This is a genomic window from Pseudomonas capsici, from assembly GCF_017165765.1.
In the GTDB taxonomy this organism is placed as follows: Bacteria; Pseudomonadota; Gammaproteobacteria; order Pseudomonadales; family Pseudomonadaceae; genus Aquipseudomonas; species Aquipseudomonas capsici.
Genome location: NZ_JAFGZD010000002.1, coordinates 1 through 25,092, shown reverse-complemented (window position 1 = coordinate 25,092; position 25,092 = coordinate 1). Strand labels below are relative to the sequence as shown.

Below are 25,092 nucleotides of genomic sequence, written 5' to 3'. Positions count from 1 at the left end.
CATGACCCAACGGCAAAAGATTCTGATAGTCGATGATGAGCCGGACATTCGTGAACTTCTGGAGATCACGCTTGGCCGCATGAAACTCGACACCCGCAGCGCCCGCAATGTGACCGAGGCCCGCGAGTGGCTGGCTCGCGAGGCATTCGACATGTGTCTGACCGACATGCGCCTGCCTGACGGTAATGGCCTGGAGCTGGTACAGCATATTCAACAGGCTTACCCACAGACCCCCGTGGCGATGATCACCGCCCATGGCAGTCTGGATATGGCCATCCACGCACTCAAGGCCGGTGCCTTCGACTTCCTGACCAAGCCGGTAGACCTGAGCAGACTGCGGGAACTGGTCAGCAGCGCCTTGCGCCTGCACCCCGGCGTCCAGGCAGAACGCAGCATCGACAGCCGTCTGCTGGGCAACTCACCGCCCATGCGTGCCCTGCGCAAGCAAATCGACAAACTGGCGCGCAGTCAGGCACCGATCTATATCAGTGGCGAATCGGGTAGCGGCAAGGAACTGGTCGCTCGGCTGATTCATGAGCAAGGGCCACGTATCGACAAGCCTTTCGTGCCGGTCAACTGCGGGGCAATCCCGTCCGAACTGATGGAAAGCGAGTTCTTCGGCCATCGCAAAGGCAGCTTCACCGGTGCCCATGAAGACAAGCCGGGGCTGTTTCAGGCGGCCAATAACGGCACGCTGTTTCTGGATGAAGTCGCTGACTTGCCGCTGGCCATGCAGGTAAAACTGCTGCGAGCCATCCAGGAAAAATCCATACGCAGCGTCGGCGGTCAGCAGGAACAGGTCGTGGATGTGCGAATTCTCTGCGCCACCCACAAGGACCTGAACGCCGAAGTCGCTGCCGGACGCTTCCGGCAGGATTTGTATTACCGCCTGAACGTCATCGAGCTGCGAGTACCACCTCTGCGTGAGCGACGCGAAGATATCGACCAACTGGTGGACAGCGTCCTGCAACGTCTGGCCGCCAACTGCGGCCAGGCCTCGGCGCGTCTTCATCCACAGGCGCTGGAAACCCTGAAAAGCTATCGCTTCCCCGGCAATGTCCGCGAACTGGAAAACATGCTGGAGCGTGCTTACACCCTTTGCGAAAACGATGAAATCCACGCTTCGGACCTTCGCCTGGCTGAGTCCGGTACGCCTCAGGAACACGACGGCCACAATCTGGCCGATATCGATAATCTGGAAGATTACCTGGAAAGCATCGAGCGCAAACTGATCCTGCAGGCCCTGGAAGAAACCCGCTGGAACCGGACGGCGGCAGCGCAGCGCCTGAGCCTGTCATTCAGATCGATGCGTTACCGGTTGAAGAAGCTGGGGCTGGATTGAACCCGGTTCGTGAATGAATTGGCTCTTAGTAGTGGCGAATTCATTCGCGAAAAACCCGGTACATAAGGAGCCGGATCGATAATCGGCTCACGCCCCAGCAGCAGATCCGTCAACAACTGGCAAGATGCAGGCGCCAGCACCAGACCGTTGCGGTAGTGCCCACAGTTCAGCCACAGCCCCTCGAAACCCTCCAGCGGGCCGATAAAGGGAATGCCTTCGGGCGAGCCGGGACGCAGCCCTGCCCACTGGGCAACGGGCTCGGCATTCGCCAGTTCGGGAATCAATTCGATGGCCGAAGCCTTGAGGCTTTCCAGCGCAGCCGTGGTCGGCGTCTTGTCGAAGCCTTCGTGCTCCAGCGTGCTACCGATCAAGATATGACCATCACGACGCGGGATGGCGTAACGACCCTTGGCCAGCACCATGCTCGACAGGAAGTCGGATGCGCACTTGTAGAGAATCATCTGGCCCTTGACCGGCTCGACGGGTAACTCCAGGCCCAGGCTCCTGAGCAATTCGCCACTCCAGGCACCCGCCGCCAGCACGACACGGTCGCCCAGAATATCGCCCGTTGGCGTGCTCACACCCCGAACAATATTGCCCTCGCGAACAAACCCGCTGACTTCGCACTGCTCGCGAATCTCGACATTGGGCAAGGCCAGCAACGCCGCCTTGAGGGATTTCACCAGACGAGGATTACGCACATTGGCCACATCGGCCATGTAAATGGCCCGTGAATAGCCCTGCCCCAGCGCCGGTACCGCATCGTGAACAGCCGACACATCGACACTACTCAGCGGTCGTTGCTCACGGACCGCCCAGTTCAGGGCTTGCTGCTCATCGTCCAGGTCCAGCCAGTACAGACCTGTCTTGTGAACTTCAGGATCAACGCCGGTCCGGGCAAACAGGCGTTCGGCCAGATGCGGGTAGAAGTCCTGGGACCAGTGAGCCAGGGCGGTAACTGCCGGGCTGTAGCGCCATGGATAGAGTGGCGACACAATCCCGCCACCCGCCCATGAAGACTCCTGACCGACGCCGGAGCGATCAAGCAACACGACACTGGCCACTTCGGCGGCAAGGTTGAAGGCAGTCAACAACCCGATAACACCACCGCCGACGATCACTACATGTTGCTTGTGCATTTTGGTCTCTAGGCAAAGAAAAAGGAGTTAACGCCCCCAGCAGTCCTTGGTTGTCACGCCGCTGGTGGCGCCTGAATTGCTGATCGCCCCGGTATTGGTGATGACAAAACTACCGCATTTATCGCCGCTCATGAGCGAGCCGGTCGGGGTGGCGGTCAAGGTGAAACCTGTGGCGGTAAGGACCGAGCCGATATTGTAATAACTATTACCGCCACTCAAACCTTGCGCTCCGGCGTAGGTGCCATTTCTTGAAAAGAAACGCTCAAGGGTCTGGGTCTGCTCCGAAAGCAGGCTGGCAATGGCCGAACGCTGAGTACGCTTCGTGTATTCGACATAACTGGGGTAAGCAACGGCCGCCAGAATACCGACAATCGCCACGACGATCATGAGTTCGATCAAGGTAAAGCCTCTGGATACTGCTCGCATGAATCACCTTCCCTACTGGATTTGTCGCCACATGATGCGCTGGAAGACGTTGGCACTCCCGCCCTTCTCCAGCAGCTTGACCGGCGTTCCGCCACTGGAGTCGATCAGGTATTTGTTGTCGTTGTTGCCGTTGGTGCCTGCCACGATGGAAGCGACCACCGGAATCCCCGTACCGATCCCAAGGCCGGCAACGAGGGTGTCGGCAGCGGTAATGTCATTGTCGCCGTTGGTATCGAGCACCTGATAATTGAGCATGCTGCCGGTGGCGGCATCCAGCTCGAACAGACGCCCGGTACCGGTACTTTCACACGGGTCGGTGGAGTTCACCGAGGCCGTGGTGAAAATGATACGGCCACGAGAGGTCTGTGCAGGATAGATAATCCTTTCGCCCAGGTAAGGCGCAGCGGTTGCCAGTGGCATGTACCAGCCCTTCTTGGTGGCCCAGTCCACATCGTTGGTAGTGGAAGTGAAGTAAGTATTGCCATTGCCGGTCACCGAACCATTGACCGCCTGGGCCTGCAGGTTGGCTTCAACGATATTGCCTGATCCGGCATCACCATCCCAGATGGCGTAAAAGTCCTGCAAGGCGCTGGTCTGCTTGTCAGTGGCCTCACTGAATTTACCGGTACCGAAATACACAAGCTTGCCGTTGAGCGGGTGATCGATTAACAGCGGCTGTACAGTAATCGGCTGGTTGGCTCCCCTTGGCGCAGTGAACAACGGCGTACCATTGAAAGCGACCCTCCAGCTGGAAGCCGCCGCACCACTCATGTCGAACTTCCACATACGCCCCTTGAGGTCCCCGGCATAAGCAGCCTGAACGACGTTCTGCGAGTTGACCCGCAGCTTGACCGAGGACAGGCCGTTATCAGTCTCGCCACTGACGACAAGCGGTGTCTGGATTTCCGCAATGAATGCGCCTGTATTGGCATTCAGCACGAACAGCGACGCCCGGCCTGTAAAACTGCCATAGCCATTGCCCACTACCATGATGCCGGTCCCGTCGGCCATACGCGCTACATCAGGCTTGGAGTAGCTGTAACCCAAGTTGTTGAACCTGTTATTGGTGTCGGAGGTGTCCGGTGCCTTGACCTCCCACATTGCCTGGGGGGTATTGCTGGTCCCTTCAAACAGTTTGATCGCAAAGAACGCCTTGCCGCCCGCTCCCAGACCGGAGAAGGCGACTGTACGCCATGCCGAGCCAGCGGATAATTGAGTATCGAAAACCGCAATCTGCCCATCAACCGTGAACTTGTGCACCCCGGAGCCGTAGTTGGTTGAAGAAATGGTCGCCAGAGAAGCCAGCGACGTGGAAGGCATATAGGCGTATCGCCGCACCCCGTTACTGGCATTGATGACATTGAAGAAGCCATCGTTGGCATTGGCCAGAAGGCTGTAGGTCATGTTGCTGTTCTTGTTGGCCAGATAGGTGGTGTAACTGGTATCGCCAACCAGATCGGTAGCTGTCTTTTCGGTGGGCAGGCCCGCGCCCAGCGTAGAGTTGATGATGTCACCGAGCAGCCTGGTGCGCGTGCGCAACTTGGCGTTCGCAGTGCCCTTGGCCCAGGCAATCACCTCTGGCCCCGTCACGCCTGTAGGCAAGGTCGAGGTGAATGCCAGTTGCTGGGCCGGACTGAAGTTGGCGTAGTCCAGCGTGATTCTCGAAGGAATGGCTCCCGTATTCCACGACTCGAAAACAGGGGCAGTAGAGCCACTGACAATCGTGCTGTCCGTCGTCCAGACCGGCGCACTCAAGGCTCCGGTCGTGGCATTGAGGTTGAAGGCCCTGACGGTACCGTGCCAGTCGGTCGGGTCGTAGAGCGTCTGGTAAAACTGTGTTCCGGCCTGGAGGGTCGATGAACTTGATACGCCACCACCGCCGGAGCCTGCCTTGGCATAGATGTCAGTAAGCGCAAGGTTCAATGCGGTATTCAGGCCGGCACTGTCATTGGCCTGAAAGTATTTGCCATGGCCATGGTTATCGTCCGCGGCATCGATAAGCATCTGGTTATCGAGCGTGAAGCCGATCGCGTAGGTGCTCAGGTTCTGTCTCGGGAATCCGGCATTATCCCAGCTTCGCCCCGTCAGATCGCCACCTGGGGATGTGGAGTCCTTGCGCATATCAATGTCATAGGCGAACTTGGCAATATCGTCCAGATAGAGCGTATCCCCTTCATTGGCCTCATTGGTATTCGGGCCATCATTGTTGACCCGATCCCAGTTGGGCAAGTAACGATTGGGATCATCTACATCATTGGTGGGAAAGTTCTTGTCATAAGTAGGCAAGCCATCCGTCAATACAACACCATAGTTTTTCTGACAACGATACTGAATGGGGCTTGTGAAAGTTGCCGGTGAATTGGTGTATGACGGAAAAGGAGTAAGTCCGCGAAAATAGCGCGTCACCTGATAATAGGTTTCAGCAAGAGGCGTGTTGGCCTCCGCAGTCAATGCCGAAATCGCGACGCGCAGATTCCTGTAGTTTGTATCGGCAGTCGCCTGAGTAACGCCTGCCTGATAAGTCGTGGCCGGAACAGGCGACAGGTCGGCAACCGCCTGTTTGATATTACCGCCCGGCCCTCTGTCGTTACTGTTGGGTGCATTGTAAGTCGCCAACCCGATCCGCAATGAGCGGTTGGCATCGACCAGGCCCAGTGCTACAGAAATGGCAGAGGTCAGACGGCTTTCGGTCGGTATATTCGCCACACTTCTGTTGGAGCTGACCTGTGATACCAGATAAGACAGATAAGCACCTGGATAACGTGTAGTGCCGGATCGCGCCGGATCAGGCAAAGGTACGCAATAAATCGTGCCGTTATTGGGCTTGGCAAAACTATAGCCGCTGGTACATCCATCCCGAGTCAAAGCGCTTAAAAAGACATACTGACCATCACCTGTTGGAATTGTGTACCCTCGCTCACACCTGAAGATATTGCAGTTGACCGTATCAATCGTGGGCCATGAAGCCGACGCATCGAAGCCCGAATCAAAAATGATCGTATCCATACTGCCGGAGTTATCCACCTGCAGCATGACATTGGGTGTAACGGCAGAAGCACTCAACAGGGGTACTTGTGAAGGTGTGAACGCATAAACCGGCGCGGACAGATAAAGCGCAGCCAAGGCACCATACGCATACTTCAAACCGTGACGAAACGCCTTAGCAATTGGCATAGATACTCTCCAGCACCGTTCTCGATGTGCCTTGGATGGCGACTGACGTGACACGATAAAGCGTTACGGTGCCTGTGCAGGTCGGCGGGCGTTTTATGGGCGTTGCCGTGGTCCCAAGATTCTGGATGCCATAAAAACCACCTCCCGCTGCAACCCAGCTCACCCCGGATGTGCCATTTGTACCGGCAGCAGTAAGCGTGGTGGATTCGGCAGGGGGAGCGCAGGTTGCGTTAGTGGTGCATTTGGCCAGAGTAAAACCCACCACCCGGATGGATGACTCGCCCAGTCGCAATGCCGCTTCGGCCTTCTGGAAAGACTGATTGCGCAAAGCCACACTGCCCGCCATCTTTTCCTGCAAGGTAGCGTTCTGCATGGAGGAAATCCCCAGCAATGTCAGCAGCAACAGAAATACCAGGCTGACCAGCAATACCATTCCGGATTGTCGGGCCGGGAATGCCGGCATGATGCAAAACCGCTTTGAATTCATTGCATACGGCCCTTTAAAAGCGATTGCGCAGGTAGGCAACCACATTGTATTGCTGGTTTCTGACACGACCATCCGGATCTTGCAGGGTCAGACTGATACGAACGCTGCGTATATCGGGCGCATTGGCAGCCGAGATCGTCGAGGTATAGGTCATGGGGTTACCCGCCATACCAAAGGAAACATCGAAAGCACTGACGTTTTGCAGCAATGGCTGCGCAGTCCCGCCTGTGCCGTATTTGATGGTCAGGTTCTGGCCGGTAAGGGTGTAGACCAACTGACGCATCTGGAACGCGGTCTGCCCTGCCGCAGGCGATCTTGCCCCGGCATAAAGCTGGGTAGAGGTCTGGCAGTCGGAGACAATCGTCCAGGTCGGTGAGCTGCCGGTGGTGCCGATATCGGAGGTCACCAGAGTCAGGGTTTTATTGGCGTTGTCCCACAGGATGGGATTATCCAGCGCAGCAGGCCATGCAATGGCAGGTGCAGTCGGCACATAGTTGCTGAACCCCAGACAGCCATACATCCCGGTCATGCGGATTTCCTGCATCAGTTTGCTCAGCACGAAACGCGCATCTTCCTGCATGCGGGCCGAGGCATTCTGGGTCAGGAACGTGCCTCGGGAGGCGCTGAATATCTGGATGATGCCCATGCTGACCACCAGCCCCAACACCAGCGCCACCATGATTTCGATCAGGCCAAAGCCTCTGGATGACTTCTTCATGGGTTCACCCCGATACGCGAGGTCAGGGTAAAGGTCTGCAGGGTGCTATCGGCCGCAGTACCACCGGATGCAACGGTGCTGGAACCCGCCGCCCGCGTATCGTCCCAGGTAATGGTGATGGTGACGGCCGGCGCGCCGCTGACATCGATGCTGGCTGTGGCCGTGGAGCCGGCAAAAGTGGCGATGTTGGTCTTGAAATCGTAAAGGTCCTGATCCCGGGCCCGGGCCGGATTCCCTGTCGACGGAGCCGAGGCCAGATTGGCCAGGGCATAAGTCGCCAGTACGTTGGTGGTGCCATTGGCGACCGCATTGCCATCCACATTCGCCCGGATACGATCCATCATGTCGTAGGCAATGAAGCTTGCCTGACTGGTCATGGTGGAACTGTCGGTGTACTTGAGAGCGTTGAGCTGAATCGCGGCGGCACCCAGCAGGCCGATGGCAAGTATCAGGACCGAGACCAGTACCTCGATCAGCGTCATGCCCGTCTGGCGACGTCGCACTTCATTTAGCATCAGCAACTTCCACCCAGAATGATCCGGCCCGTCAGACAAATATTCATGGTCCTGGCAATCGAGCCTCGCGTGTAGTTCATCACCACCGCAGTGGTGGGCGTAGACAAGGCGCCCAGATTATTGAATTCGATCCCGGTGACGTCAGTCGCCGTCAGGGTTGCTCCGCTGCTCAGGGGCGCAACCTTGCGCAACGCAGTCGGGGTGGCCGATGTATCGGAAGCCAGAAAAACCTGTAGCTCGGTCTTCCAGTCCGCCCCGCTGGTTGGTGCGATACGTACCGTCACCCCCCGGTTTATCGCCTCAAGACGTGCATAGTTGAGCGCCCGCTGCAAATCATTGAGCTCGGCATCCGCCTTGTTGTTCTGGATCGTGCTGGTAAAGCTCGGAACGGCAAGCGCCGCCACGATCGCCACCACAGACACAGTGACTAACAATTCGATGAGGCTGAAGCCCTTGGACATATAACGCATTGGGTGTCTCCTAGACGTTACGACTATAAGGCAGCAGCGATGCCTGAAAATATCCAGCAGGATATACGGTTGTTTTGCGATGACGAATGCCCGGATGGCGTTTGGAACAAGGTTTTCCAGGGAGGAAAAAACGATGAAGCATGCAGGATTCACGTTAGTCGAACTACTGATCGTGGTTGCCATTGTGGCCATTCTTGCCAATGTTGCCAGCACTCCGTTTACAGACTTTATCGATGCCAATCGCAGGCAGGTGGCGGCCCAGGAACTGGCCGGCGGCATACGCTCGGCACGGGTTGCAGCCATTACCCGCAATCAGGTGGTGACCCTGTATGCCATTGAGGGAGACTGGAGCAACGGTTGGCGAATCATCGACGACACCAAAGGCAACGGACCGGACGATAACGATACATTGCTTGCCGAGCGAGCCATGAATGGCAAAACCCGGATTGTCGGCAACAGCAAGATTGCGGAACACATCAGTTTCACCGGCCTGGGCGGCCTCAGGAAGGCGGCCAACGGCACCTTTCACATCTGCGTCCGCGATCAGCCGGTGAGCCACTATCGCGTGATAGTGGCCATTACCGGAAGAGTCAGAGTCGAGGATGACAAGAGACCGACGGATCTTTGTGCCTGACGTTAAGGCAGAGACTTGACCCGCAGCTCCTTGGGAACGGAGAACGTGATGTTCTCTTCGCGGCCAGACAGCTCATCGGCACCGGTCGCGCCCCAGGCCTGCAATTGCTGAATCACGCCGCGTACCAGCACTTCCGGCGCGGACGCACCGGCAGTGATACCGATGCGCTCGATACCGTCGAACCAGCTGCGCTGCATGTCTTCGGCGCCGTCGATCAGGTATGCCGGTGTCGACATGCGCTCGGCCAGCTCGCGCAGACGGTTGGAGTTGGAGCTGTTGGGACTGCCCACCACCAGTACCACATCGCATTCATCGGCCAGTTGCTTGACCGCATCCTGACGGTTTTGCGTGGCGTAGCAGATATCGTCCTTGCGCGGCCCGCCAATGGCAGGGAAACGCGAACGCAGGGCGTCGATGACACGGCTGGTATCGTCCATGGACAAGGTTGTCTGGGTCACGAAAGCCAGGGCATCGGGGTTACGCACCTGGAGATTGGCGACGTCTTCCTCGTCCTCCACCAGATAAATCGCACCGCCATTACTGGCGTCGTACTGGCCCATGGTGCCTTCGACTTCGGGATGTCCTTCATGGCCGATCAGAATGCACTCACGGCCATCACGGCTGTAACGGGCCACTTCGATATGCACCTTGGTCACCAGCGGACAGGTCGCATCGAAGACTTTCAAGCCACGGCCCGCCGCCTCGGCGCGCACCGCCTGGGAAACACCGTGGGCACTGAAGATAACGATGACATCGTCCGGCACCTGCTCCAGCTCTTCAACGAAGATCGCACCACGGGCGCGCAGGTCTTCGACGACGAATTTGTTGTGAACGACTTCATGACGCACATAAATCGGCGGACCAAACACTTCCAGGGCGCGATTGACGATTTCGATCGCACGGTCCACACCAGCGCAGAAGCCACGTGGGTTGGCGAGTTTGATTTGCATGCTGTGCCTCGTATTTACGTGCGGAGCAGCCCGGCCGAAGCCGGGCTTGATGTCCGGCTCAGGAAGCCAGAATCGGCTTGACCTCGAAGATTTGTACTTCAAAGTTTAGTGTCTTGCCAGCCAGGGGATGGTTGAAATCGACGGTGACCAGCTCATCGTCGAATTTCTTCACCACGCCCGGCAGCTCAGTATTGGCCGCATCGTTGAAGATCACCAGCAATCCTTCGGACAGCTCCATGTCCTGGAACTGCGAACGCGGGATGATCTGCACGTTTTGCGGATTAGGCTGGCCAAAGGCATTTTCCGGCAGTACCTGAACGGTTTTTCTATCACCGGCCTTGAAGCCGAAGATGGCGGCTTCAAAGCCGGGCAACAGATTGCCATCCCCCACCTTGAACGTGGCCGGAGCCTTGTCGAAAGTACTGTCTACCGTATCGCCGTTTTCAAGATGCAGGGCGAAGTGCAAGGTGACTTGCGTGTTCTGACCAATGCGCAGCTCGCCTTGAGTCGATGACTGTTCAGCCATGAGCGGGCTCCTCTTCTTTCTTGCTCTTGAACATATCCACAGCCAGCATGACCGCGCCAACGCTGATTGCGCTGTCGGCTATGTTGAACGCCGGGAAATACCAACGGTTTTGCCAGTGCACCAGAATGAAGTCGATGACATGGCCGAGCACGACACGGTCATAAAGATTACCCAGAGCGCCTCCAAGGACCAATGCCAGAGCAATTGCCAGCCAGGTTTCATCCCGACCAAGACGCTTTAGCCACACCACCAGCACCGCACTGACGACAATAGCAATCAGGGCAAACAGCCAACGCTGCCAACCGGCGCCATCGGCCAGAAAGCTGAAGGCAGCTCCGGTGTTATAGGCCAGGGTCCAGCTGAAGTAGTCCGGGATGATGACGATCTGTTCGTACATCTCCAGCCGGTTCTCGAAGTAATACTTGCTGGCCTGATCGACGATCAGGACCAGCAGGCTCAACCACAACCAGCTCAAACGACCGAAACGGCCTGCAGCGCCTGGATTAGGCATAGTGACGAACCTCGCCAGCGCCGCTGATGTTATCCACACAGCGACCGCAGATTTCAGGATGTTCAGGGTTCATGCCAACATCCTCACGGTGGTGCCAGCAACGGGCACACTTGGCGTGACCGGACTTGACCACTTTCAGCTTCAGACCTGCAACCTCGGTCACCACCGCATCGGCCGGAGCCGACAGCAGAGGCGCGACAGTCGCGGTGGAGGTGATCAGCACAAAGCGCAGTTCGTTGCTGAGCTTCGACAGGTCGGTAACCAGCGAATCTTCAGCGTAAAGAGTCACTTCGGCCTGCAGGTTGCCGCCAATGGCCTTGGCAGCGCGCAGGTTTTCCATTTCCTTGTTGACCGAAGCCTTCACCGCCATGATCCGCTCCCAATAGGCGCGGCCCAATTCGAAACCTTCGGGGATTTCGCTCAGACCTTCATACCAGGTGTTGAGCATCACCGATTCGTTACGCTCACCCGGCAGGAACTGCCACAGTTCGTCGGCGGTGAACGCCAGGATCGGCGCGATCCAGCGTACCAGCGCTTCGGAGATGTGGAAAAGCGCAGTCTGGCACGAGCGACGCGCCTTGCTGTCGGGAGCCGTGGTGTACTGACGGTCCTTGATGATGTCCAGATAGAAGCCGCCCAGCTCCTGCACGCAGAAGTTGTGGATCTTCGAGTAGACGTTCCAGAAACGATATTCGCCGTAGTGCTCCTGCAGCTCGCGTTGCAGCAGCAGAGTGCGGTCCACAGCCCAGCGATCCAGCGCCAGCATGTCTTCGGCAGGCAGCAGGTCGGTGGCCGGGTTGAAACCGGACAGGTTGGAAAGCAGGAAACGTGCAGTGTTGCGGATACGACGATAGGCATCGGCGCTGCGCTGCAGGATCTGCTCGGAAACCGCCATCTCGCCCGAATAGTCCGTGGCCGAAACCCACAGGCGCATGATGTCTGCACCCAGAGTGTCGTTGACCTTTTGCGGCGCGATGACGTTGCCCAGCGACTTCGACATCTTGCGACCGTTTTCATCCACAGTGAAACCGTGGGTCAACAGCTCGCGGTAAGGTGCGTTGTCGTCGATGGCGCAGCCGGTCAGCAGCGAGGAATGGAACCAGCCGCGGTGCTGGTCGGAGCCTTCCAGATACAGATCGGCACGCGGGCCGGTTTCGTGGCCCATCGGGTGCGAACCGCGCAGGACGTGCCAGTGGGTCGTGCCGGAGTCGAACCAGACGTCCAGAGTGTCGGAAATCTTGTCGTACTTGACAGCGTCATCGCCCAGCAACTCGGCAGCGTCCAGCTTGAACCAGGCTTCGATGCCCTCTTTCTCGACACGCTGAGCGACTTCTTCCATCAGTTCGACAGTGCGTGGATGCAGTTCGCCGCTTTCCTTGTGCAGGAAGAACGGAATCGGCACACCCCAGTTGCGCTGACGGGAGATGCACCAGTCAGGACGGTTGGCGATCATCGAGTGCAGGCGCGCCTGCCCCCAGGCCGGGACGAATTTCGTATCTTCGATGGCCTTGACGGCACGCTCGCGCAAGGTGCCACCAGCGGCAGGCTGCTTGTCCATACCGACAAACCACTGCGCAGTGGCCCGGTAGATCAGCGGCGACTTGTGACGCCAGCAGTGCATATAGCTGTGGTTGATGGTTTCGGTGTGCAGCAGGTTGCCGACTTCGGCCAGCTTGTCGATGATGTTCTGGTTGGCCTTGAAGATGAACTGGCCGCCGAAGAACTCCAGGGACTCGACATACACGCCGTTGCTCTGCACCGGGCTCAGGATGTCATCGTTGCTCATCCCGTACTGCTTGCAGATATTGAAGTCGTCCAGGCCGTAGGCAGGCGCACTGTGAACCACGCCAGTACCGGCGCTCAGTTCGACGTAGTCGGCCACATAAAGTGGCGACAGACGGTCATAGAACGGGTGACGGAAGTTGATCAGTTCCAGCTTCTGGCCAACGGTGGTCGCAATCACCGAGCCTTCCAGCTTGTAACGTGCCAGGCAGGACTCGACCAGCTCTTCAGCCAGCAGCAGCAGCCTGTCGCCGACATCGACCAGCGCGTAGGTGAATTCAGGATGGACGTTCAGCGCCTGGTTGGCCGGGATGGTCCAGGGCGTGGTGGTCCAGATCACGATGGCAGCAGGTTTGGACAGGGATGCCAGACCGAACGCTTCGGCCAGTTTCGTCTCATCGGCAATCGGGAATGCGACGTCGATGGTCGAAGACTTCTTGTCCTGATATTCGACTTCAGCCTCAGCCAGGGCCGAACCGCAATCGAAGCACCAGTTCACGGGCTTGAGGCCCTTGAACACGAAGCCGCCCTTGACCATTTCGGCCAGCGCACGGATTTCGCCGGCTTCGTTGGCGAAGTTCATGGTGAGGTACGGATTGTCCCAGTCGCCCAGCACACCCAGGCGGATGAACTCGGCCTTCTGACCTTCGACCTGCTCGGCGGCATAGGCGCGGCACAGTTCACGGGTCTTGTCTGCGGACAGGTTCTTGCCGTGGGTGACTTCGACTTTATGCTCGATCGGCAAGCCATGGCAGTCCCAGCCCGGAACATAAGGCGCATCGAAGCCCGCCAGGGTCTTGGAGCGCACGATCATGTCCTTGAGGATCTTGTTGACGGCGTGACCGATGTGAATATTGCCGTTGGCGTAGGGAGGACCGTCGTGCAGAACGAACTTTGGACGATCCTTGCCAATTTCGCGCAGCTTCTGGTACAGGCCAATGCTGTCCCAGCGCTGCAGAGTTTGCGGCTCGCGCTGGGGCAGGCCGGCCTTCATCGGGAAGGCGGTGTCCGGAAGGTTTAGCGTGGCTTTATAATCGGTCATTTCAGGCTCTTGGTTAGGATATGCATGCTAAATGTCTGCGCTCGTTCATGCGGCATTGCGCACCGTCTCGGAATGCTCATTTACTAAAGTAAAGTTGCCCGCGACTCCGACCGCTTCCTCGCCGGTACGCGCCTTGCCTGACCGTCGCGCAAACATTCTTCATACACATCCGTCAGGTTAACCATGCCAATGGGCACGGGCGGCGGCGACGTCCGCATTGATCGCCGTCTTGAGCGCCTCCAGTGAGGCGAAACGCTGCTCATCGCGCAGCTTGTGGTGGAAAGCCACCGTCAAACGCCGGCCATAGAGATCACCGGCAAAATCCAGAAGATGAACCTCGAGGTGGGCACTGCCATCACCTGCCACGGTCGGACGCACGCCGATATTGGCGACTCCCGGCCAGGCTTTGCCATCAATGTTCGCGCTGACCAGATAAACCCCGCTCAACGGCACACGACGACGCTTGAGTTGCACATTTGCCGTGGGCGTACCCAACTGGCGTGCCAGCTTCTGGCCATGCAGAACCCGTCCGGTAATCTGGAACGGGCGACCGAGCAAACGCTCGGCCAGGGCAAAATCCGCGACAGCCAGGGCATTACGCACCTTGGTACTGCTGACCCGGACACCATCGATTTCAACGGTCTGCGCCGCTTCTACGGTAAAACCATGGGCATTACCGGCTTGTTGCAGGAAGTCGAAGTCGCCGTTGCGGTCGCAACCGAACCGGAAATCGTCGCCCACCTCAAGATGCTGCACCCCCAGCCCGCCGACCAGAATGGTCTCGACGAAGCTGGCGGCACTCAGTTTGCTCAGACGCTGGTTGAAAGACAGGCACAGGACCCGGTCAACACCCTCGGCGCTCAGCAGTTCAAGTTTGTCCCGCAGCCGGGCCAGACGTGCCGGCGCGGTCTCCGGAGCGAAGAATTCCCGTGGCTGCGGCTCGAAAATGACCACGCAACTGGGCACGCCCAACTCGACAGCACGCTCGCGCAGACGCACCAGGATAGCCTGATGACCGCGGTGGACACCGTCAAAGTTGCCAATCGTGGCGACGCAGCCCCGATGTGAGGGGTGCAGGTTGTGGAGGCCTCTAACCAGCTGCATAACGCACTTCTTGCTCATAAAGTGGCCGATTATAACCACACACGGCCCCGGGCGACAGGCAGCACACCCAGACCAGACAACAGTTGTCGGACCGCAACGCGTAAATCCGACAACCACCCGTCAAACAACGCTACATGATGGCCTTGCGAGCGAAATCCCGAAGACGAAAACCGAGCAGCAGCAACATACCGAAATAAACCGCTACACCCGCCACGACCAACACGCCCAGACGCACGAAACGCTCAAGCATCTGCCCTTCGCTCCAGGCCGGCATCACATGCATCAGCCCCAGCAGCACTGCCGACATGGTCGCAACGGCCAGAATCAGCTTGAACAGGAACTTCGTCCAGCCAGGCTGCGGCTGAAACAGGTCCTGCCTGCGCAACTGCCAGAACAGCAGACCGGCGTTGATACACGCTCCCACACTGATGGCCAGCGCCAGACCCGCATGCTGCAACGGCACGATAAACGCCAGGTTGAGCAACTGGGTAACAATCAGGGTGAAAATCGCGATTTTAACCGGCGTACGAATATTCTGCTGAGCATAAAAACCGGGAGCCAGCACCTTGATCAGGATAATCCCCAGCAACCCCACCGAATAAGCGATCAGCGCACGCTGGGTCATGGCCGCATCCAGCGCATCGAACTTGCCGTACTGGAACAGGGAAACCGTCAGCGGCTCAGCCAGCAGGCCCAGCGCCAGTGTGCAAGGCAGAACCAGCAAAAAGCACAGGCGCAAGCCCCAGTCGAGAATCCGCGAATATTCCTGACGATCCTTGTTGGCATAGGTTTTCGACAGGATCGGCAACAGGATCGTCCCCAACGCCACGCCCAGCACCCCGGACGGCAGCTCCATCAGGCGGTCGGCATAGTACATCCACGAGACGGAACCTGCGACGAGGAACGAGGCAAATATCGTGTTGATAATCAGAGATATCTGACTGACGGATACGCCAAGGATGGCCGGCAGCATCTGCTTCATCACACGCCAGACGCCCGTGTCCCGCAGATTGAGGCGCGGCAGGACCAGCATGCCGATTTTCTTCAAGTGCGGCAGTTGATACAGCAACTGCAGCAAACCGCCTGCCAGCACCGCCCACCCCAGCGCCATGACCGGCGGGTCGAAATAAGGCGTCAGGAACAGGGCGAAGAAAATCATGCTGACATTGAGCAGCGTCGGCACGAACGCCGGCACGGAAAAACGGTTCCAGGTATTGAGGATCGCACCGGCCATGGATGACAGGGAAATCAGCAATATATAAGGAAAGGTCACCCGCAGCAGGTCGCTGGTCAGGGCGAACTTTTCCGGCGAATCGACAAAACCCGGTGCAGTGGCCCAGATCACCCAGGGCGCGAAAATGACGCCCAGCAGGGTGACCAGTGCCAGCGCCAGCGTGAGCAGCCCCGTGACGTAAGCCACAAAGGTGCGGGTCGCCTCCTCGCCCTGCTGGCTTTTATATTCGGCAAGGATCGGCACGAAGGCCTGGGAAAATGCCCCCTCGGCAAAGATCCTGCGCAGCAGGTTCGGCAGCTTGAAGGCAATGAAGAAGGCATCCGTCGCCATCCCGGCCCCGAACGTACGGGCAATGATGGTATCGCGAATGAAACCCAGCACCCGGGAAAGCATGGTGATAGAGCTGACGGCGGCTAATGACTTGAGTAGATTCATCTAAAGAGTGTTATGCCCTGGCTAAAGGATAGGCGCTCAGACCTTCATTCATGCGATACTTCGCGCCGCAAAAAGCCCGGAGCGAAAGTCCGCGAGTTTACAGGTCATACGCCGGAAATAAATATCCGGGTGCAGATAGCGACCACTCGGCGGAACACCTCAACTGCCCTTGACAAGCGACAAACTCATCGGCATGATTCGCGGCCTATTTTGTTAGCTATTTCATAAAAGTCTTTCGAGGAGCTCGACGGTGGCCAACACACCTTCCGCCAAAAAACGTGCAAAACAGGCTGAGAAGCGTCGCAGCCACAACGCCAGCCTGCGTTCCATGGTTCGTACCTACATCAAGAATGTGGTCAAAGCCATCGACGCAAAAGACGCAGAAAAAGCGCAAGCTGCTTATGTTCTGGCTGTTCCTGTTATCGACCGCATGGCCGATAAAGGCATCATCCACAAGAACAAAGCTGCTCGCCATAAAGGCCGTCTGAACGCTCACATCAAGGCTTTGAACCTTGCTGCTGCAGCCTAAGCGATAAGCTTTTTAAAAAACCGACCCAAGGGTCGGTTTTTTATTGCCCGCATATCGCTAGAGACGACTTAACAGCGCCAGCGACATCAAAGAATGCTTATCGCCGCCAGCAAGCTGCCTCCCACAACCACCAATCCCACTAAGCCCCCATCATTGCGCATCCGCATGCGGCCAAGGCAGGATCGGAATCGCCGTTACTGCATTCTGCGGACTACCCTCGATAATCCGGTCGCTGTAGACCAGATAAACCAGGGTATTGCGCTTCTTGTCCAGGAAGCGCACCACCTGCATGGTCTTGAAGACCAGCGAAGTACGCTCCTTGAACACTTCCTCACCATCCTTGAGCGGCGGCTGGAAACGAATCGGCCCGACCTGGCGACAGGCAATCGAGGCCTCGGCACGATCCTCGGCCAGCCCCAGACCACCCTTCACCCCACCCGTCTTGGCACGGGACAGATAACAGGTCACCCCCTCGACCTTGGGATCATCGAAAGCCTCGACCACGATCCGGTCATTGGGACCGACAAACTTGAATACCGTCGATACCTGACCAATCTCTTCAGCCGCCGCCAAGGCAGGCACGACCAGCAATGCTGCCAAAAAAGCCTTCATGACCCGCATCGAACTTTCCTTTGTGATGGCCAGCATCAGACGAGAATCAGGTTATCCCGATGAATCAGCTCGGGCTCAGCCATATAACCCAGCTCACGCACGATGGCATCGGATGACTGACCGATAATCTTCTGCGCCTCGACAGCGCTGTAGTTACTCAGGCCGCGAGCAATTTCACGACCATCAGGCGCAACGCACACAACCATTTCGCCACGACGGAAACTGCCCTGAACCACCTTCACACCTACAGGCAAGAGGCTCTTGTGATCCTTGACCAGAGCAGCCACCGCACCACCATCCAGCACCAGCGTACCGCGAGTCTGCAGATGACCGGCCAGCCACTGCTTGCGAGCCGCCAGCATTTCACGCTCGGGCGACAACAAGGTACCCAATTGCTCACCCGCCTTGAGACGCGCCAGCACACGATCGATACGACCACCCACAATCACCGTATGCGCACCGGAACGAGCCGCCAGACGCGCCGCACGCAGCTTGGTCTGCATACCGCCACGCCCCAGGGCACCGCCCGTACCGCCAGCTACCGCATCGAGCGTCGGATCATCGGCACGCGCCTCATAAATGAGCTGAGCCTCAGGATTATTGCGCGGGTCGGCGTCGAACATGCCATCGCGATCCGTCAGGATCACCAGCAGATCAGCCTCGACCAGGTTGGCCACCAGCGCTGCCAGCGTGTCGTTGTCACCAAAACGGATTTCGTCGGTCACGACCGTGTCGTTCTCGTTGATGACCGGCACAACCCCCAGCTCAACCAGCGTGCGCAGGGTGCTGCGAGCGTTCAGATAACGTTTGCGATCGGACAGGTCATCATGGGTCAGAAGAATTTGCGCGGTATGCCGGTCATGCTCGGCAAAGCTCGACTCCCAGGCCTGCACCAACCCCATCTGACCGATGGCAGCGGCAGCCTGAAGCTCATGCATGGCACTGGGTCGCACAGACCAGCCCAGGCGACTCATGCCGGCAGCGACCGCCCCGGAAGAAACCAGCACCAGCTCGACGCCCGCCTCGTGCAGCGCCACCATCTGCTCTACCCACACACCCATGGCCGAACGATCCAGCCCCTTGCCATCCGCCGTCAGCAGGGCACTGCCGATCTTCACGACCCAGCGCTGGGCACCCGTCACTTTGCTGCGCATCATCTTCCAACCTTAGCCAGAGAATTTTCTTAATACGGATTCGAGATACAAAAACGCCGCTATCAATCAGTAGCGGCGTTCAAGTTTACTGCATGCGATCAGTCTCGGACGTAAATGATTTCCGGACCATCTTCATCGTCCACATCATCTTCATCCCAGTCGTCTTCGCCAATATCATGCACGCTCTTCACGCCGCTACGACGCAGGGCACGCTGATCGTCCAGTGCCTGCAACTGAGCACGCGCTTCATCTTCGATGCGCTGATCCAGCTCGGCCAGCTCTTCAGCATAACCAGGCTCTTCGACCAGACGCAGGCTGCGCTCTTCAAGGTAGCGCATGATGTCACGGGACAACTGCTCGGTACCTTCCTTCGCAATCGCGGAGATCACATAGACCGCCCCCGTCCAGCCCAGACGCTCGACGATTTCCTGCTTGCGGGCTTCCTGCTCTTCCTCAAGAAGCTGATCGCACTTGTTCAGCACCAGCCAGCGGTCACGCTCAGCCAGGGAAGGGCTGAACTTGATCAACTCATTGATGATGACCTCGGCAGAATCGGCAGCACTGCTTTCATCCAGCGGCGCCATATCGACGAGATGCAGCAGCAGACGCGTACGCGCCAGGTGCTTGAGGAAGCGAATCCCCAGACCCGCGCCATCGGAGGCACCTTCGATCAAGCCGGGAATGTCGGCAATGACAAAGCTCTTCCAGCGATCGACACTGACCACGCCCAGGTTTGGTACCAGGGTCGTGAACGGATAATCCGCGACTTTTGGCTTGGCTGCCGACACAGAGCGAATGAAGGTACTTTTACCCGCATTCGGCAAGCCCAGCAGACCGACGTCAGCCAGCACTTTCAATTCCAGCTTGAGATCACGCTGATCCCCCGGTTTGCCCGGCGTCGTCTGACGCGGAGCACGGTTGGTACTGGATTTGAAACGAGTGTTACCCAGACCATGCCAGCCGCCCTGAGCAACGAGCAGGCGCTGGCCGTCCTTGGTCAGGTCACCGATGATTTCCTGGGTTGTCGCATCGATCACGGTCGTTCCGACCGGTACACGCAACACCAGCTCTTCACCCTTGCGACCCGTGCAATCGGCACTGCCGCCATTGGAGCCACGCTCGGCATCGAAATGACGGGTATAGCGATAGTCGACCAGCGTGTTGAGGTTTTCGTCGGCGATCATATAGACCGAACCGCCATCACCACCATCACCGCCGTTGGGACCACCGTTTTCGATAAATTTCTCGCGACGGAAGCTCATGCAACCGTTGCCGCCGTCACCGGCTTTTACCCGAATTGAAACTTCATCTACAAACTTCATAACGCACGCCTCCCGCCACAGGGACGAGCAGAACCACATAAATACATAAGACTCTTGCAAAAATGAGCGTTGCGATACCGATCAGAAACCAGCGACCCGGAAGGTCCACATCACAACAGCCCGCACAAACAGCTTTGCAAGAGACTCACCAACCTCTTACTACAAACAAAAAAGCCCCGTCGCGAGACAGGGCTTTTCAAGCTACTGCGCAATTACGCTGCGGAGACTTCAGTCTTCGGAACGATGCTCACGTAGCGACGACCGAAGGCGCCTTTGACCTGAAACTTGATCACGCCTTCCACTTTCGCGAACAGGGTGTGATCTTTACCCATACCAACGCCATAGCCAGCGTGGAATTGGGTGCCGCGCTGACGCACGATGATGTTGCCTGGAACGATAGCCTGGCCGCCATACATCTTCACGCCAAGGCGTTTGGCTTCTGAGTCGCGACCGTTACGGGTACTACCACCAGCTTTTTTGTGTGCCATGAGTCAATTCTCCAAATGAGGATTAGGCTGAATTAAGCCTGAATACCTGTGATTTTGATCTCGGTGTACCACTGGCGGTGGCCCATACGCTTCATGTGGTGCTTACGACGACGGAACTTGATGATGCGAACCTTGTCGTGACGACCTTGCGAAACCACTTCAGCCACGACAGTAGCGCCAGCAACGACTGGAGCACCGATATTGACGTCGTCGCCATTGCCAACCAGCAGGACGCGGTCAAAAGTGACGGATTCGCCAGTAGCGATTTCCAGTTTTTCAATTTTCAGGTATTCACCTGGGGCGACTTTGTACTGCTTGCCACCGGTAACAATTACTGCGTACATGGTATTTCTCCGAAAATCCTGCTCACCCAGCTCTTTATAAGAAGAGTATCGGCTGGCATGGCTGCATCAGGCTGGAACGGCCTGGTTGCAATTGCGTAAGGCAGGTGCTGCCCAGGAAAGTTAGGGTGCGCGATTGTACGCAAGGCAAGCATGGGTTGCAAGGCCCGGGACGGCATACCTTGACATGCCCTACCCTGCAACCTAGCATGCGGCGCAACCTATCTGGAGCACTTGTCGCTGATGCAACCCCAAGCCTTCTACCGCGCGGTGGCGGACGACTTTAGTGCCGTTGACCTTATCATCAAGAAGCAACTGACGTCTCGCGTGCCGCTGGTCTCGAAAATCGGCGATTACATCACGTCGGCCGGCGGAAAGCGCCTGCGCCCGCTGCTGGTGCTTTTGTGTGGCAAAGCCCTGGGACGCGAAGGCGACGACCTGCGCCTGCTGGCCGCCACCATCGAATTCCTGCATACCGCAACCCTGCTGCATGACGATGTCGTCGACATGTCCGGCATGCGTCGCGGTCGCTCAACGGCCAACGCCCTGTGGGGCAACGCGCCCAGTGTACTGGTCGGCGATTTTCTTTATTCCCGCTCGTTCGAAATGATGGTCGAACTGGGCTCGATGCCGGTCATGCAGATTCTGTCCAAGGCCACGCGGATCATCGCCGAAGGCGAAGTCCTGCAGTTGTCCAAGATTCGCGACGCCAGCACCACCGAAGAAACCTACATGGAAGTGATTCGCGGCAAGACAGCCATGCTGTTCGAAGCCTCGACCCACAGCGCCGCCGCCCTGTGCAACGCCAGCACCGAGCAGAGCGAAGCCCTGCGTACTTTCGGCGATCATCTGGGCGTGGCATTCCAGTTGGTCGACGATCTGCTGGACTACCGCGGCGACGCCGAGACACTGGGCAAGAACGTCGGTGACGATCTGGCCGAAGGCAAGCCTACCCTGCCGCTGATCTACACCATGCGCGAAGGCTCGCCGGAACAGGCAGCTCTGGTTCGTCAGGCCATTCAGAAAGGCGGCCTGGAAGATCTGGAAAGCATCCGCGACGCCGTCGAGAAAGCCGGTGCCCTGGATTACACCGCACAACTGGCCCGCGACTATGCAGCACGCGCCATTGCCTGCCTGGACGCCCTGCCACCCAGCGAATACCGCGACGCACTGGTAGGACTGAGCGAGTTCGCGGTCGCCCGCACTCACTGACACTCGTCGGAAACACAAGAGCCCGTCCCAGTGACGGGCTTTTTCATGGACGCAGATCAACCATCCGGCAGAAAATGCGAATTAATCTCAAATAGAAGCTTGCTATTATCGTAATAGGAATTATTCTCATAAAATCCAAAGCAGGAGATGGAACATGACTTATTTGATCGATGCATGGCTGGATCGGCCACAGCCCTATCTGAGAATCCTTCACCGCGAGACAGGCGAAGTCTGTGCCGTACTGGAAGAGGAAGCGCTGGAGGAATTACGGGATCAGGGCGATCTGGATGTTCACAGCCTCAGTTCCAGCGAGCCTGTGGTGCTGAAAGAACTGGTGCGCAATCTGTTCCTCTTCTGTTACGCGCGGGCCTTGCGCCCGGCAGGAGAGTTGCACTGAACATGATTCATTCACGTACTGCTGCTGAACGAATCAACGCGATTCGTTCAGCAGCCATCTGCATCGGTCAGTAACCGATTACAGAACAGCCAGCAGTTCTACGTCGAATACCAGAACGCTGTGCGGCGCAATGCTGCCAACGCCTTGAGCGCCGTAAGCCAGCTCGCTCGGCACGTGCAGACGCCATTTGCTGCCGGTATTCATCAATTGCAGCGCTTCGGTCCAGCCAGCGATAACGCCGCTGACCGGGAATTCGGCAGGCTCGCCACGATCGTAGGAGCTGTCGAAGACAGTGCCGTCGATCAGGGTGCCGTGGTAGTGAGTGCGAACCTGATCTTCACGGGTAGGCTTCGGGCCGTCGCCAGCAGTCAGCACTTCGAATTGCAGCCCCGAAGCCAGAGTGGTCACGCCTTCGCGCTTGCCGTTTTCAGCCAGGTAAGCCAGACCTGCGCCAGCAGCCTTTTCAGCCTTGGCAGCCGCTTCGGCCTGCATGATTTCGCGGATCACCTTGAAGCTGGCAGACATTTCTTCCTGGCTGACACGGCTTGGCTGACCGGCGAATGCATCGCTCAGACCTGCCAGGATGGCTTCCAGGTTGACGCCCGGTGGCGGGTTGTCACGCAGTTGGTCGCCCAGCTGACGGCCAATACCGTAGCTGACGCGGGTTTCGTCGGTGGACAGATTGACTTCGGACATGACGCTGCTCCGTAGAGGGACACCCAGACCGCAAACAGCGAGAACATCGCCCTTCGCCCTGATGTGCCCCGAACCAAAAGGGCAAGCAGCCTAGCACAATTGGCTGTGGTGCCCTATCGCAGTCAGGACCAGGATGAATGAAAGGAGATCGGCAGGCGCATCACCGAGCGATCATTGACCGGCATGCCGCACAGTTCGTCATGAACCACCGCATGGACCAGATAGAACGGCACCACCGGCAATGCCTTGAGCAAGTCCCGAGCATGCTCGACCGAACGCAGATGCAGAGTCTTGCCTTCATCGCTCTTGAGCATGCGCGAGCCACCTTCCATACACACCTCAAGCAGGTAGATACCGCCTTCGATGGAAATCAGATTCAGCTCGTCGATCCTTCCGGCCTGGGCATGATCGGTAAATTCCTGAACATTCATGATCTAACCTCGCAGTTGCTTCAGAGGAATCAGAACAGGTTTTCTACCTCATCTCGGCGCAACACGCCAGAAACGAAACCGCCCGCCCCTTTGTCCATCGCTGAACACAGAAGGCGGGCGGCGGGACAGGCAGCAGACCTCAGTTCTTGGTCAGCTTGTCCAGATAGCCCATGGCAAATGCCGACACCACGAACGTCATGTGGATGATCACGTACCACATCAGATACTGCGTCTCGATATTCTTGGCATCCATGAAAACGCGCAGCAGGTGGATGGAAGAAATCGCCACGATGGAGGCCGCGACCTTCATTTTCAGGGACGAGGAGTCCATGGTGCCCAGCCAGTTGAGCTTTTCCTTGTTCTCATCGATATCCAGTTGCGAGACGAAGTTCTCATAACCGGAAATCATCACCATGACCAGCAGGCCGCCCACCAGCGCCATGTCGATCAGCGACAGCAGGACCAGAATCAGGTCGGATTCGGCCAGGGAAAAAATGTTGGGGAGAACATGAAAGATTTCCTGGAAAAACTTCAGGCCAAGCGCCAGCAGTCCGAGGGACAACCCGAAATAGATGGGGGCCAGCAGCCAACGCGATGCGTACATCGCATTCTCGAAAAAACGTTCCATTGAGACTCGCCAGTGATTTGGAATGACGGGCGAGTATATTCAGGGAGAGCCCATAGCTCTAGAGGCGTGACAAAATGACACAGAAAAACCTTCGCCACCTGTTTCCAGCAGCCTCTAGAAGGTAAACGTGCGCTCACAGCGGGCAATGTCACTGTCGATACGGCGCAGTTCACTCTGCATGTGCAGCCGCCAGATCGGCACGTCTGCAACGCTTTCATAGCCATGCAGAAGAAGGCTTTCAGTGATGGCGAGCAGCACCGACTCAGCAGCCAGCAAACCGTTGAATGGCCCCTGGGACTTGATGGCTGATGGCTGTTCGCCGGACATCCCGGCGGCGAAGAGCAACATCCACATGCCCCCATCGCCAGGAAGGGGCCGGATGACACATTCAATGCGGGTCATCAGCCCCAGACATTGACGGGTAAGGCAGAGGCTACGCGACATGGCGAGTTCCTCGTGAGCGACAGTATTCGTCTCTCCCGTTCAAGGGAGCGACGCGCCAGTCCATTTGGCCACTGTGGTAATCACACAGGATAGAAGAAAAGCCGCAGAACAAAAGAACGCCGGATGAACGGGCATCCGGCCTTTTTGCTCAGGGGTAATGCTGAGTAGCCAAAGCAACTGGTGGGAGAGGCCTTGGCCGCGACTTCAGCTCACAGACAACATATTTTCAGCGCCTTCAACTGGCTATCGCGGCCAAGGCCCCTCCTACAGACTGAACTGCCCCCCAAAAGTTGGACGATTTTAGCCAGCAGCCTGAGCCCTGTAGTCGACAGGGCTCAGGCCATTGAGC

27 protein-coding genes are annotated in these 25,092 nt (G+C 57.6%); 5 read left to right on the top strand and 22 right to left on the bottom strand.

Annotated features, from left to right (window positions below; translation table 11 throughout):
• The first annotated feature begins 1 nt into the window (after position 1).
• The gene (locus JSY17_RS02870; RefSeq protein ID WP_117182081.1) at positions 2-1,342 is read left to right on the top strand and encodes a sigma-54-dependent transcriptional regulator; all 1,341 of its coding nucleotides are present in this window, start codon (positions 2-4) and stop codon (positions 1,340-1,342) included.
• Here the strand turns inward: JSY17_RS02870 and thiO are convergent.
• The 7 genes from thiO to JSY17_RS02835 are packed head-to-tail and all read right to left on the bottom strand — an operon-like array spanning position 1,312 to position 8,271.
• Entirely contained in the window at positions 1,312-2,481 is a 1,170-nt protein-coding gene (gene thiO, locus JSY17_RS02865; protein ID WP_408636080.1) for a glycine oxidase ThiO, read from the bottom strand. The genes JSY17_RS02870 and thiO overlap by 31 nt on opposite strands.
• Before the next feature lie 27 nt (positions 2,482-2,508).
• Positions 2,509-2,907, bottom strand: coding sequence for a type IV pilin protein (locus JSY17_RS02860; protein ID WP_206400507.1), 399 nt, complete (start codon positions 2,905-2,907; stop codon positions 2,509-2,511).
• A gap of 12 nt (positions 2,908-2,919) precedes the next feature.
• Complete coding sequence (locus tag JSY17_RS02855; protein WP_206400506.1) at positions 2,920-6,081, bottom strand: pilus assembly protein; 3,162 nt, start codon at positions 6,079-6,081, stop codon at positions 2,920-2,922.
• Complete coding sequence (locus JSY17_RS02850) at positions 6,068-6,568, bottom strand: pilus assembly PilX family protein (RefSeq protein WP_122371728.1); 501 nt, start codon at positions 6,566-6,568, stop codon at positions 6,068-6,070. The genes JSY17_RS02855 and JSY17_RS02850 overlap by 14 nt, the downstream gene beginning before the upstream one ends.
• Positions 6,569-6,581: 13 nt before the next feature.
• Positions 6,582-7,286, bottom strand: a complete 705-nt coding sequence (locus JSY17_RS02845) for a PilW family protein (RefSeq protein ID WP_200998869.1) — start codon at positions 7,284-7,286, stop codon at positions 6,582-6,584.
• A complete protein-coding gene (pilV, locus tag JSY17_RS02840) occupies positions 7,283-7,801 on the bottom strand; it encodes a type IV pilus modification protein PilV (RefSeq protein ID WP_117182075.1) in 519 nt (172 codons plus the stop codon). Before pilV ends, JSY17_RS02845 begins: the two co-directional genes overlap by 4 nt.
• The gene (locus JSY17_RS02835; RefSeq protein ID WP_122371730.1) at positions 7,801-8,271 is read right to left on the bottom strand and encodes a GspH/FimT family pseudopilin; all 471 of its coding nucleotides are present in this window, start codon (positions 8,269-8,271) and stop codon (positions 7,801-7,803) included. The genes pilV and JSY17_RS02835 overlap by 1 nt, the downstream gene beginning before the upstream one ends.
• A gap of 133 nt (positions 8,272-8,404) precedes the next feature.
• On the opposite strand from JSY17_RS02835, the gene JSY17_RS02830 reads away from it, so the two are divergent.
• Positions 8,405-8,905, top strand: coding sequence for a GspH/FimT family pseudopilin (locus tag JSY17_RS02830; RefSeq protein WP_206400505.1), 501 nt, complete (start codon positions 8,405-8,407; stop codon positions 8,903-8,905).
• A gap of 2 nt (positions 8,906-8,907) precedes the next feature.
• Here JSY17_RS02830 and ispH read toward each other — a convergent pair whose 3' ends face one another.
• From ispH to murJ, 6 genes are all read right to left on the bottom strand, one after another.
• Complete coding sequence (gene ispH, locus JSY17_RS02825) at positions 8,908-9,855, bottom strand: 4-hydroxy-3-methylbut-2-enyl diphosphate reductase (protein ID WP_025261870.1); 948 nt, start codon at positions 9,853-9,855, stop codon at positions 8,908-8,910.
• Between the two features lie 58 nt (positions 9,856-9,913).
• Positions 9,914-10,381, bottom strand: coding sequence for an FKBP-type peptidyl-prolyl cis-trans isomerase (locus JSY17_RS02820; RefSeq protein ID WP_117163419.1), 468 nt, complete (start codon positions 10,379-10,381; stop codon positions 9,914-9,916).
• Positions 10,374-10,892 (bottom strand): signal peptidase II, encoded by a 519-nt coding sequence (gene lspA, locus JSY17_RS02815; RefSeq protein WP_117182071.1) that lies wholly within the window; start codon positions 10,890-10,892, stop codon positions 10,374-10,376. Before lspA ends, JSY17_RS02820 begins: the two co-directional genes overlap by 8 nt.
• Positions 10,885-13,716 carry an isoleucine--tRNA ligase gene (gene ileS, locus JSY17_RS02810; RefSeq protein WP_200998867.1) on the bottom strand — a complete coding sequence of 944 codons (2,832 nt, stop codon included), beginning with the start codon at positions 13,714-13,716 and terminating at the stop codon, positions 10,885-10,887. Before ileS ends, lspA begins: the two co-directional genes overlap by 8 nt.
• Positions 13,717-13,893: 177 nt before the next feature.
• Entirely contained in the window at positions 13,894-14,820 is a 927-nt protein-coding gene (gene ribF, locus JSY17_RS02805) for a bifunctional riboflavin kinase/FAD synthetase (RefSeq protein ID WP_200998866.1), read from the bottom strand.
• A gap of 130 nt (positions 14,821-14,950) precedes the next feature.
• Positions 14,951-16,489, bottom strand: a complete 1,539-nt coding sequence (gene murJ, locus JSY17_RS02800; RefSeq protein WP_200998865.1) for a murein biosynthesis integral membrane protein MurJ — start codon at positions 16,487-16,489, stop codon at positions 14,951-14,953.
• Between the two features lie 250 nt (positions 16,490-16,739).
• On the opposite strand from murJ, the gene rpsT reads away from it, so the two are divergent.
• Positions 16,740-17,018: a 30S ribosomal protein S20 gene (rpsT, locus tag JSY17_RS02795; RefSeq protein ID WP_117163424.1), complete on the top strand. Its 279-nt coding sequence runs from the start codon at positions 16,740-16,742 to the stop codon at positions 17,016-17,018.
• A 150-nt stretch (positions 17,019-17,168) separates the two neighbouring features.
• Here rpsT and JSY17_RS02790 read toward each other — a convergent pair whose 3' ends face one another.
• From JSY17_RS02790 to rplU, 5 genes are all read right to left on the bottom strand, one after another.
• Positions 17,169-17,639 (bottom strand): CreA family protein, encoded by a 471-nt coding sequence (locus JSY17_RS02790; protein ID WP_117182198.1) that lies wholly within the window; start codon positions 17,637-17,639, stop codon positions 17,169-17,171.
• Between the two features lie 26 nt (positions 17,640-17,665).
• Positions 17,666-18,784: a glutamate 5-kinase gene (gene proB / locus JSY17_RS02785; protein ID WP_122371751.1), complete on the bottom strand. Its 1,119-nt coding sequence runs from the start codon at positions 18,782-18,784 to the stop codon at positions 17,666-17,668.
• 98 nt (positions 18,785-18,882) lie between these two features.
• Positions 18,883-20,106, bottom strand: a complete 1,224-nt coding sequence (gene cgtA / locus JSY17_RS02780; protein ID WP_206400504.1) for an Obg family GTPase CgtA — start codon at positions 20,104-20,106, stop codon at positions 18,883-18,885.
• A 212-nt stretch (positions 20,107-20,318) separates the two neighbouring features.
• Complete coding sequence (rpmA, locus tag JSY17_RS02775) at positions 20,319-20,594, bottom strand: 50S ribosomal protein L27 (RefSeq protein ID WP_025261879.1); 276 nt, start codon at positions 20,592-20,594, stop codon at positions 20,319-20,321.
• Between the two features lie 32 nt (positions 20,595-20,626).
• Complete coding sequence (rplU, locus tag JSY17_RS02770) at positions 20,627-20,938, bottom strand: 50S ribosomal protein L21 (RefSeq protein ID WP_002551971.1); 312 nt, start codon at positions 20,936-20,938, stop codon at positions 20,627-20,629.
• Positions 20,939-21,178: 240 nt separating this feature from the next.
• Between rplU and JSY17_RS02765 the strand changes: the two genes are divergently transcribed.
• A complete protein-coding gene (locus tag JSY17_RS02765; RefSeq protein WP_201013109.1) occupies positions 21,179-22,147 on the top strand; it encodes a polyprenyl synthetase family protein in 969 nt (322 codons plus the stop codon).
• Positions 22,148-22,301: 154 nt separating this feature from the next.
• Positions 22,302-22,544: a PA4570 family protein gene (locus JSY17_RS02760; protein ID WP_025261881.1), complete on the top strand. Its 243-nt coding sequence runs from the start codon at positions 22,302-22,304 to the stop codon at positions 22,542-22,544.
• A gap of 78 nt (positions 22,545-22,622) precedes the next feature.
• Here the strand turns inward: JSY17_RS02760 and JSY17_RS02755 are convergent, their stop codons facing one another.
• The 4 genes from JSY17_RS02755 to JSY17_RS02740 form a co-directional block, all read right to left on the bottom strand.
• A complete protein-coding gene (locus JSY17_RS02755; RefSeq protein WP_117163428.1) occupies positions 22,623-23,240 on the bottom strand; it encodes an FKBP-type peptidyl-prolyl cis-trans isomerase in 618 nt (205 codons plus the stop codon).
• A gap of 122 nt (positions 23,241-23,362) precedes the next feature.
• Positions 23,363-23,671 carry a DUF6482 family protein gene (locus JSY17_RS02750; protein WP_117182066.1) on the bottom strand — a complete coding sequence of 103 codons (309 nt, stop codon included), beginning with the start codon at positions 23,669-23,671 and terminating at the stop codon, positions 23,363-23,365.
• A gap of 139 nt (positions 23,672-23,810) precedes the next feature.
• Complete coding sequence (locus JSY17_RS02745) at positions 23,811-24,299, bottom strand: TIGR00645 family protein (protein WP_117163430.1); 489 nt, start codon at positions 24,297-24,299, stop codon at positions 23,811-23,813.
• A gap of 114 nt (positions 24,300-24,413) precedes the next feature.
• Positions 24,414-24,743, bottom strand: a complete 330-nt coding sequence (locus JSY17_RS02740; RefSeq protein ID WP_117163431.1) for a PA4575 family protein — start codon at positions 24,741-24,743, stop codon at positions 24,414-24,416.
• Positions 24,744-25,092: the final 349 nt, after the last annotated feature.

Coding starts and splice junctions, on each gene's coding strand:
- JSY17_RS02870 (WP_117182081.1), top strand. CDS start 2: ATGACCCAACGGCAAAAGATTCTGATAGTCGATGATGAGCCGGACATT.
- thiO (WP_408636080.1), bottom strand. CDS start 2,481: ATGCACAAGCAACATGTAGTGATCGTCGGCGGTGGTGTTATCGGGTTG.
- JSY17_RS02860 (WP_206400507.1), bottom strand. CDS start 2,907: ATGCGAGCAGTATCCAGAGGCTTTACCTTGATCGAACTCATGATCGTC.
- JSY17_RS02855 (WP_206400506.1), bottom strand. CDS start 6,081: ATGCCAATTGCTAAGGCGTTTCGTCACGGTTTGAAGTATGCGTATGGT.
- JSY17_RS02850 (WP_122371728.1), bottom strand. CDS start 6,568: ATGAATTCAAAGCGGTTTTGCATCATGCCGGCATTCCCGGCCCGACAA.
- JSY17_RS02845 (WP_200998869.1), bottom strand. CDS start 7,286: ATGAAGAAGTCATCCAGAGGCTTTGGCCTGATCGAAATCATGGTGGCG.
- pilV (WP_117182075.1), bottom strand. CDS start 7,801: ATGCTAAATGAAGTGCGACGTCGCCAGACGGGCATGACGCTGATCGAG.
- JSY17_RS02835 (WP_122371730.1), bottom strand. CDS start 8,271: ATGCGTTATATGTCCAAGGGCTTCAGCCTCATCGAATTGTTAGTCACT.
- JSY17_RS02830 (WP_206400505.1), top strand. CDS start 8,405: ATGAAGCATGCAGGATTCACGTTAGTCGAACTACTGATCGTGGTTGCC.
- ispH (WP_025261870.1), bottom strand. CDS start 9,855: ATGCAAATCAAACTCGCCAACCCACGTGGCTTCTGCGCTGGTGTGGAC.
- JSY17_RS02820 (WP_117163419.1), bottom strand. CDS start 10,381: ATGGCTGAACAGTCATCGACTCAAGGCGAGCTGCGCATTGGTCAGAAC.
- lspA (WP_117182071.1), bottom strand. CDS start 10,892: ATGCCTAATCCAGGCGCTGCAGGCCGTTTCGGTCGTTTGAGCTGGTTG.
- ileS (WP_200998867.1), bottom strand. CDS start 13,716: ATGACCGATTATAAAGCCACGCTAAACCTTCCGGACACCGCCTTCCCG.
- ribF (WP_200998866.1), bottom strand. CDS start 14,820: ATGCAGCTGGTTAGAGGCCTCCACAACCTGCACCCCTCACATCGGGGC.
- murJ (WP_200998865.1), bottom strand. CDS start 16,489: ATGAATCTACTCAAGTCATTAGCCGCCGTCAGCTCTATCACCATGCTT.
- JSY17_RS02790 (WP_117182198.1), bottom strand. CDS start 17,639: ATGCGGGTCATGAAGGCTTTTTTGGCAGCATTGCTGGTCGTGCCTGCC.
- proB (WP_122371751.1), bottom strand. CDS start 18,784: ATGCGCAGCAAAGTGACGGGTGCCCAGCGCTGGGTCGTGAAGATCGGC.
- cgtA (WP_206400504.1), bottom strand. CDS start 20,106: ATGAAGTTTGTAGATGAAGTTTCAATTCGGGTAAAAGCCGGTGACGGC.
- rpmA (WP_025261879.1), bottom strand. CDS start 20,594: ATGGCACACAAAAAAGCTGGTGGTAGTACCCGTAACGGTCGCGACTCA.
- rplU (WP_002551971.1), bottom strand. CDS start 20,938: ATGTACGCAGTAATTGTTACCGGTGGCAAGCAGTACAAAGTCGCCCCA.
- JSY17_RS02765 (WP_201013109.1), top strand. CDS start 21,179: ATGCAACCCCAAGCCTTCTACCGCGCGGTGGCGGACGACTTTAGTGCC.
- JSY17_RS02760 (WP_025261881.1), top strand. CDS start 22,302: ATGACTTATTTGATCGATGCATGGCTGGATCGGCCACAGCCCTATCTG.
- JSY17_RS02755 (WP_117163428.1), bottom strand. CDS start 23,240: ATGTCCGAAGTCAATCTGTCCACCGACGAAACCCGCGTCAGCTACGGT.
- JSY17_RS02750 (WP_117182066.1), bottom strand. CDS start 23,671: ATGAATGTTCAGGAATTTACCGATCATGCCCAGGCCGGAAGGATCGAC.
- JSY17_RS02745 (WP_117163430.1), bottom strand. CDS start 24,299: ATGGAACGTTTTTTCGAGAATGCGATGTACGCATCGCGTTGGCTGCTG.
- JSY17_RS02740 (WP_117163431.1), bottom strand. CDS start 24,743: ATGTCGCGTAGCCTCTGCCTTACCCGTCAATGTCTGGGGCTGATGACC.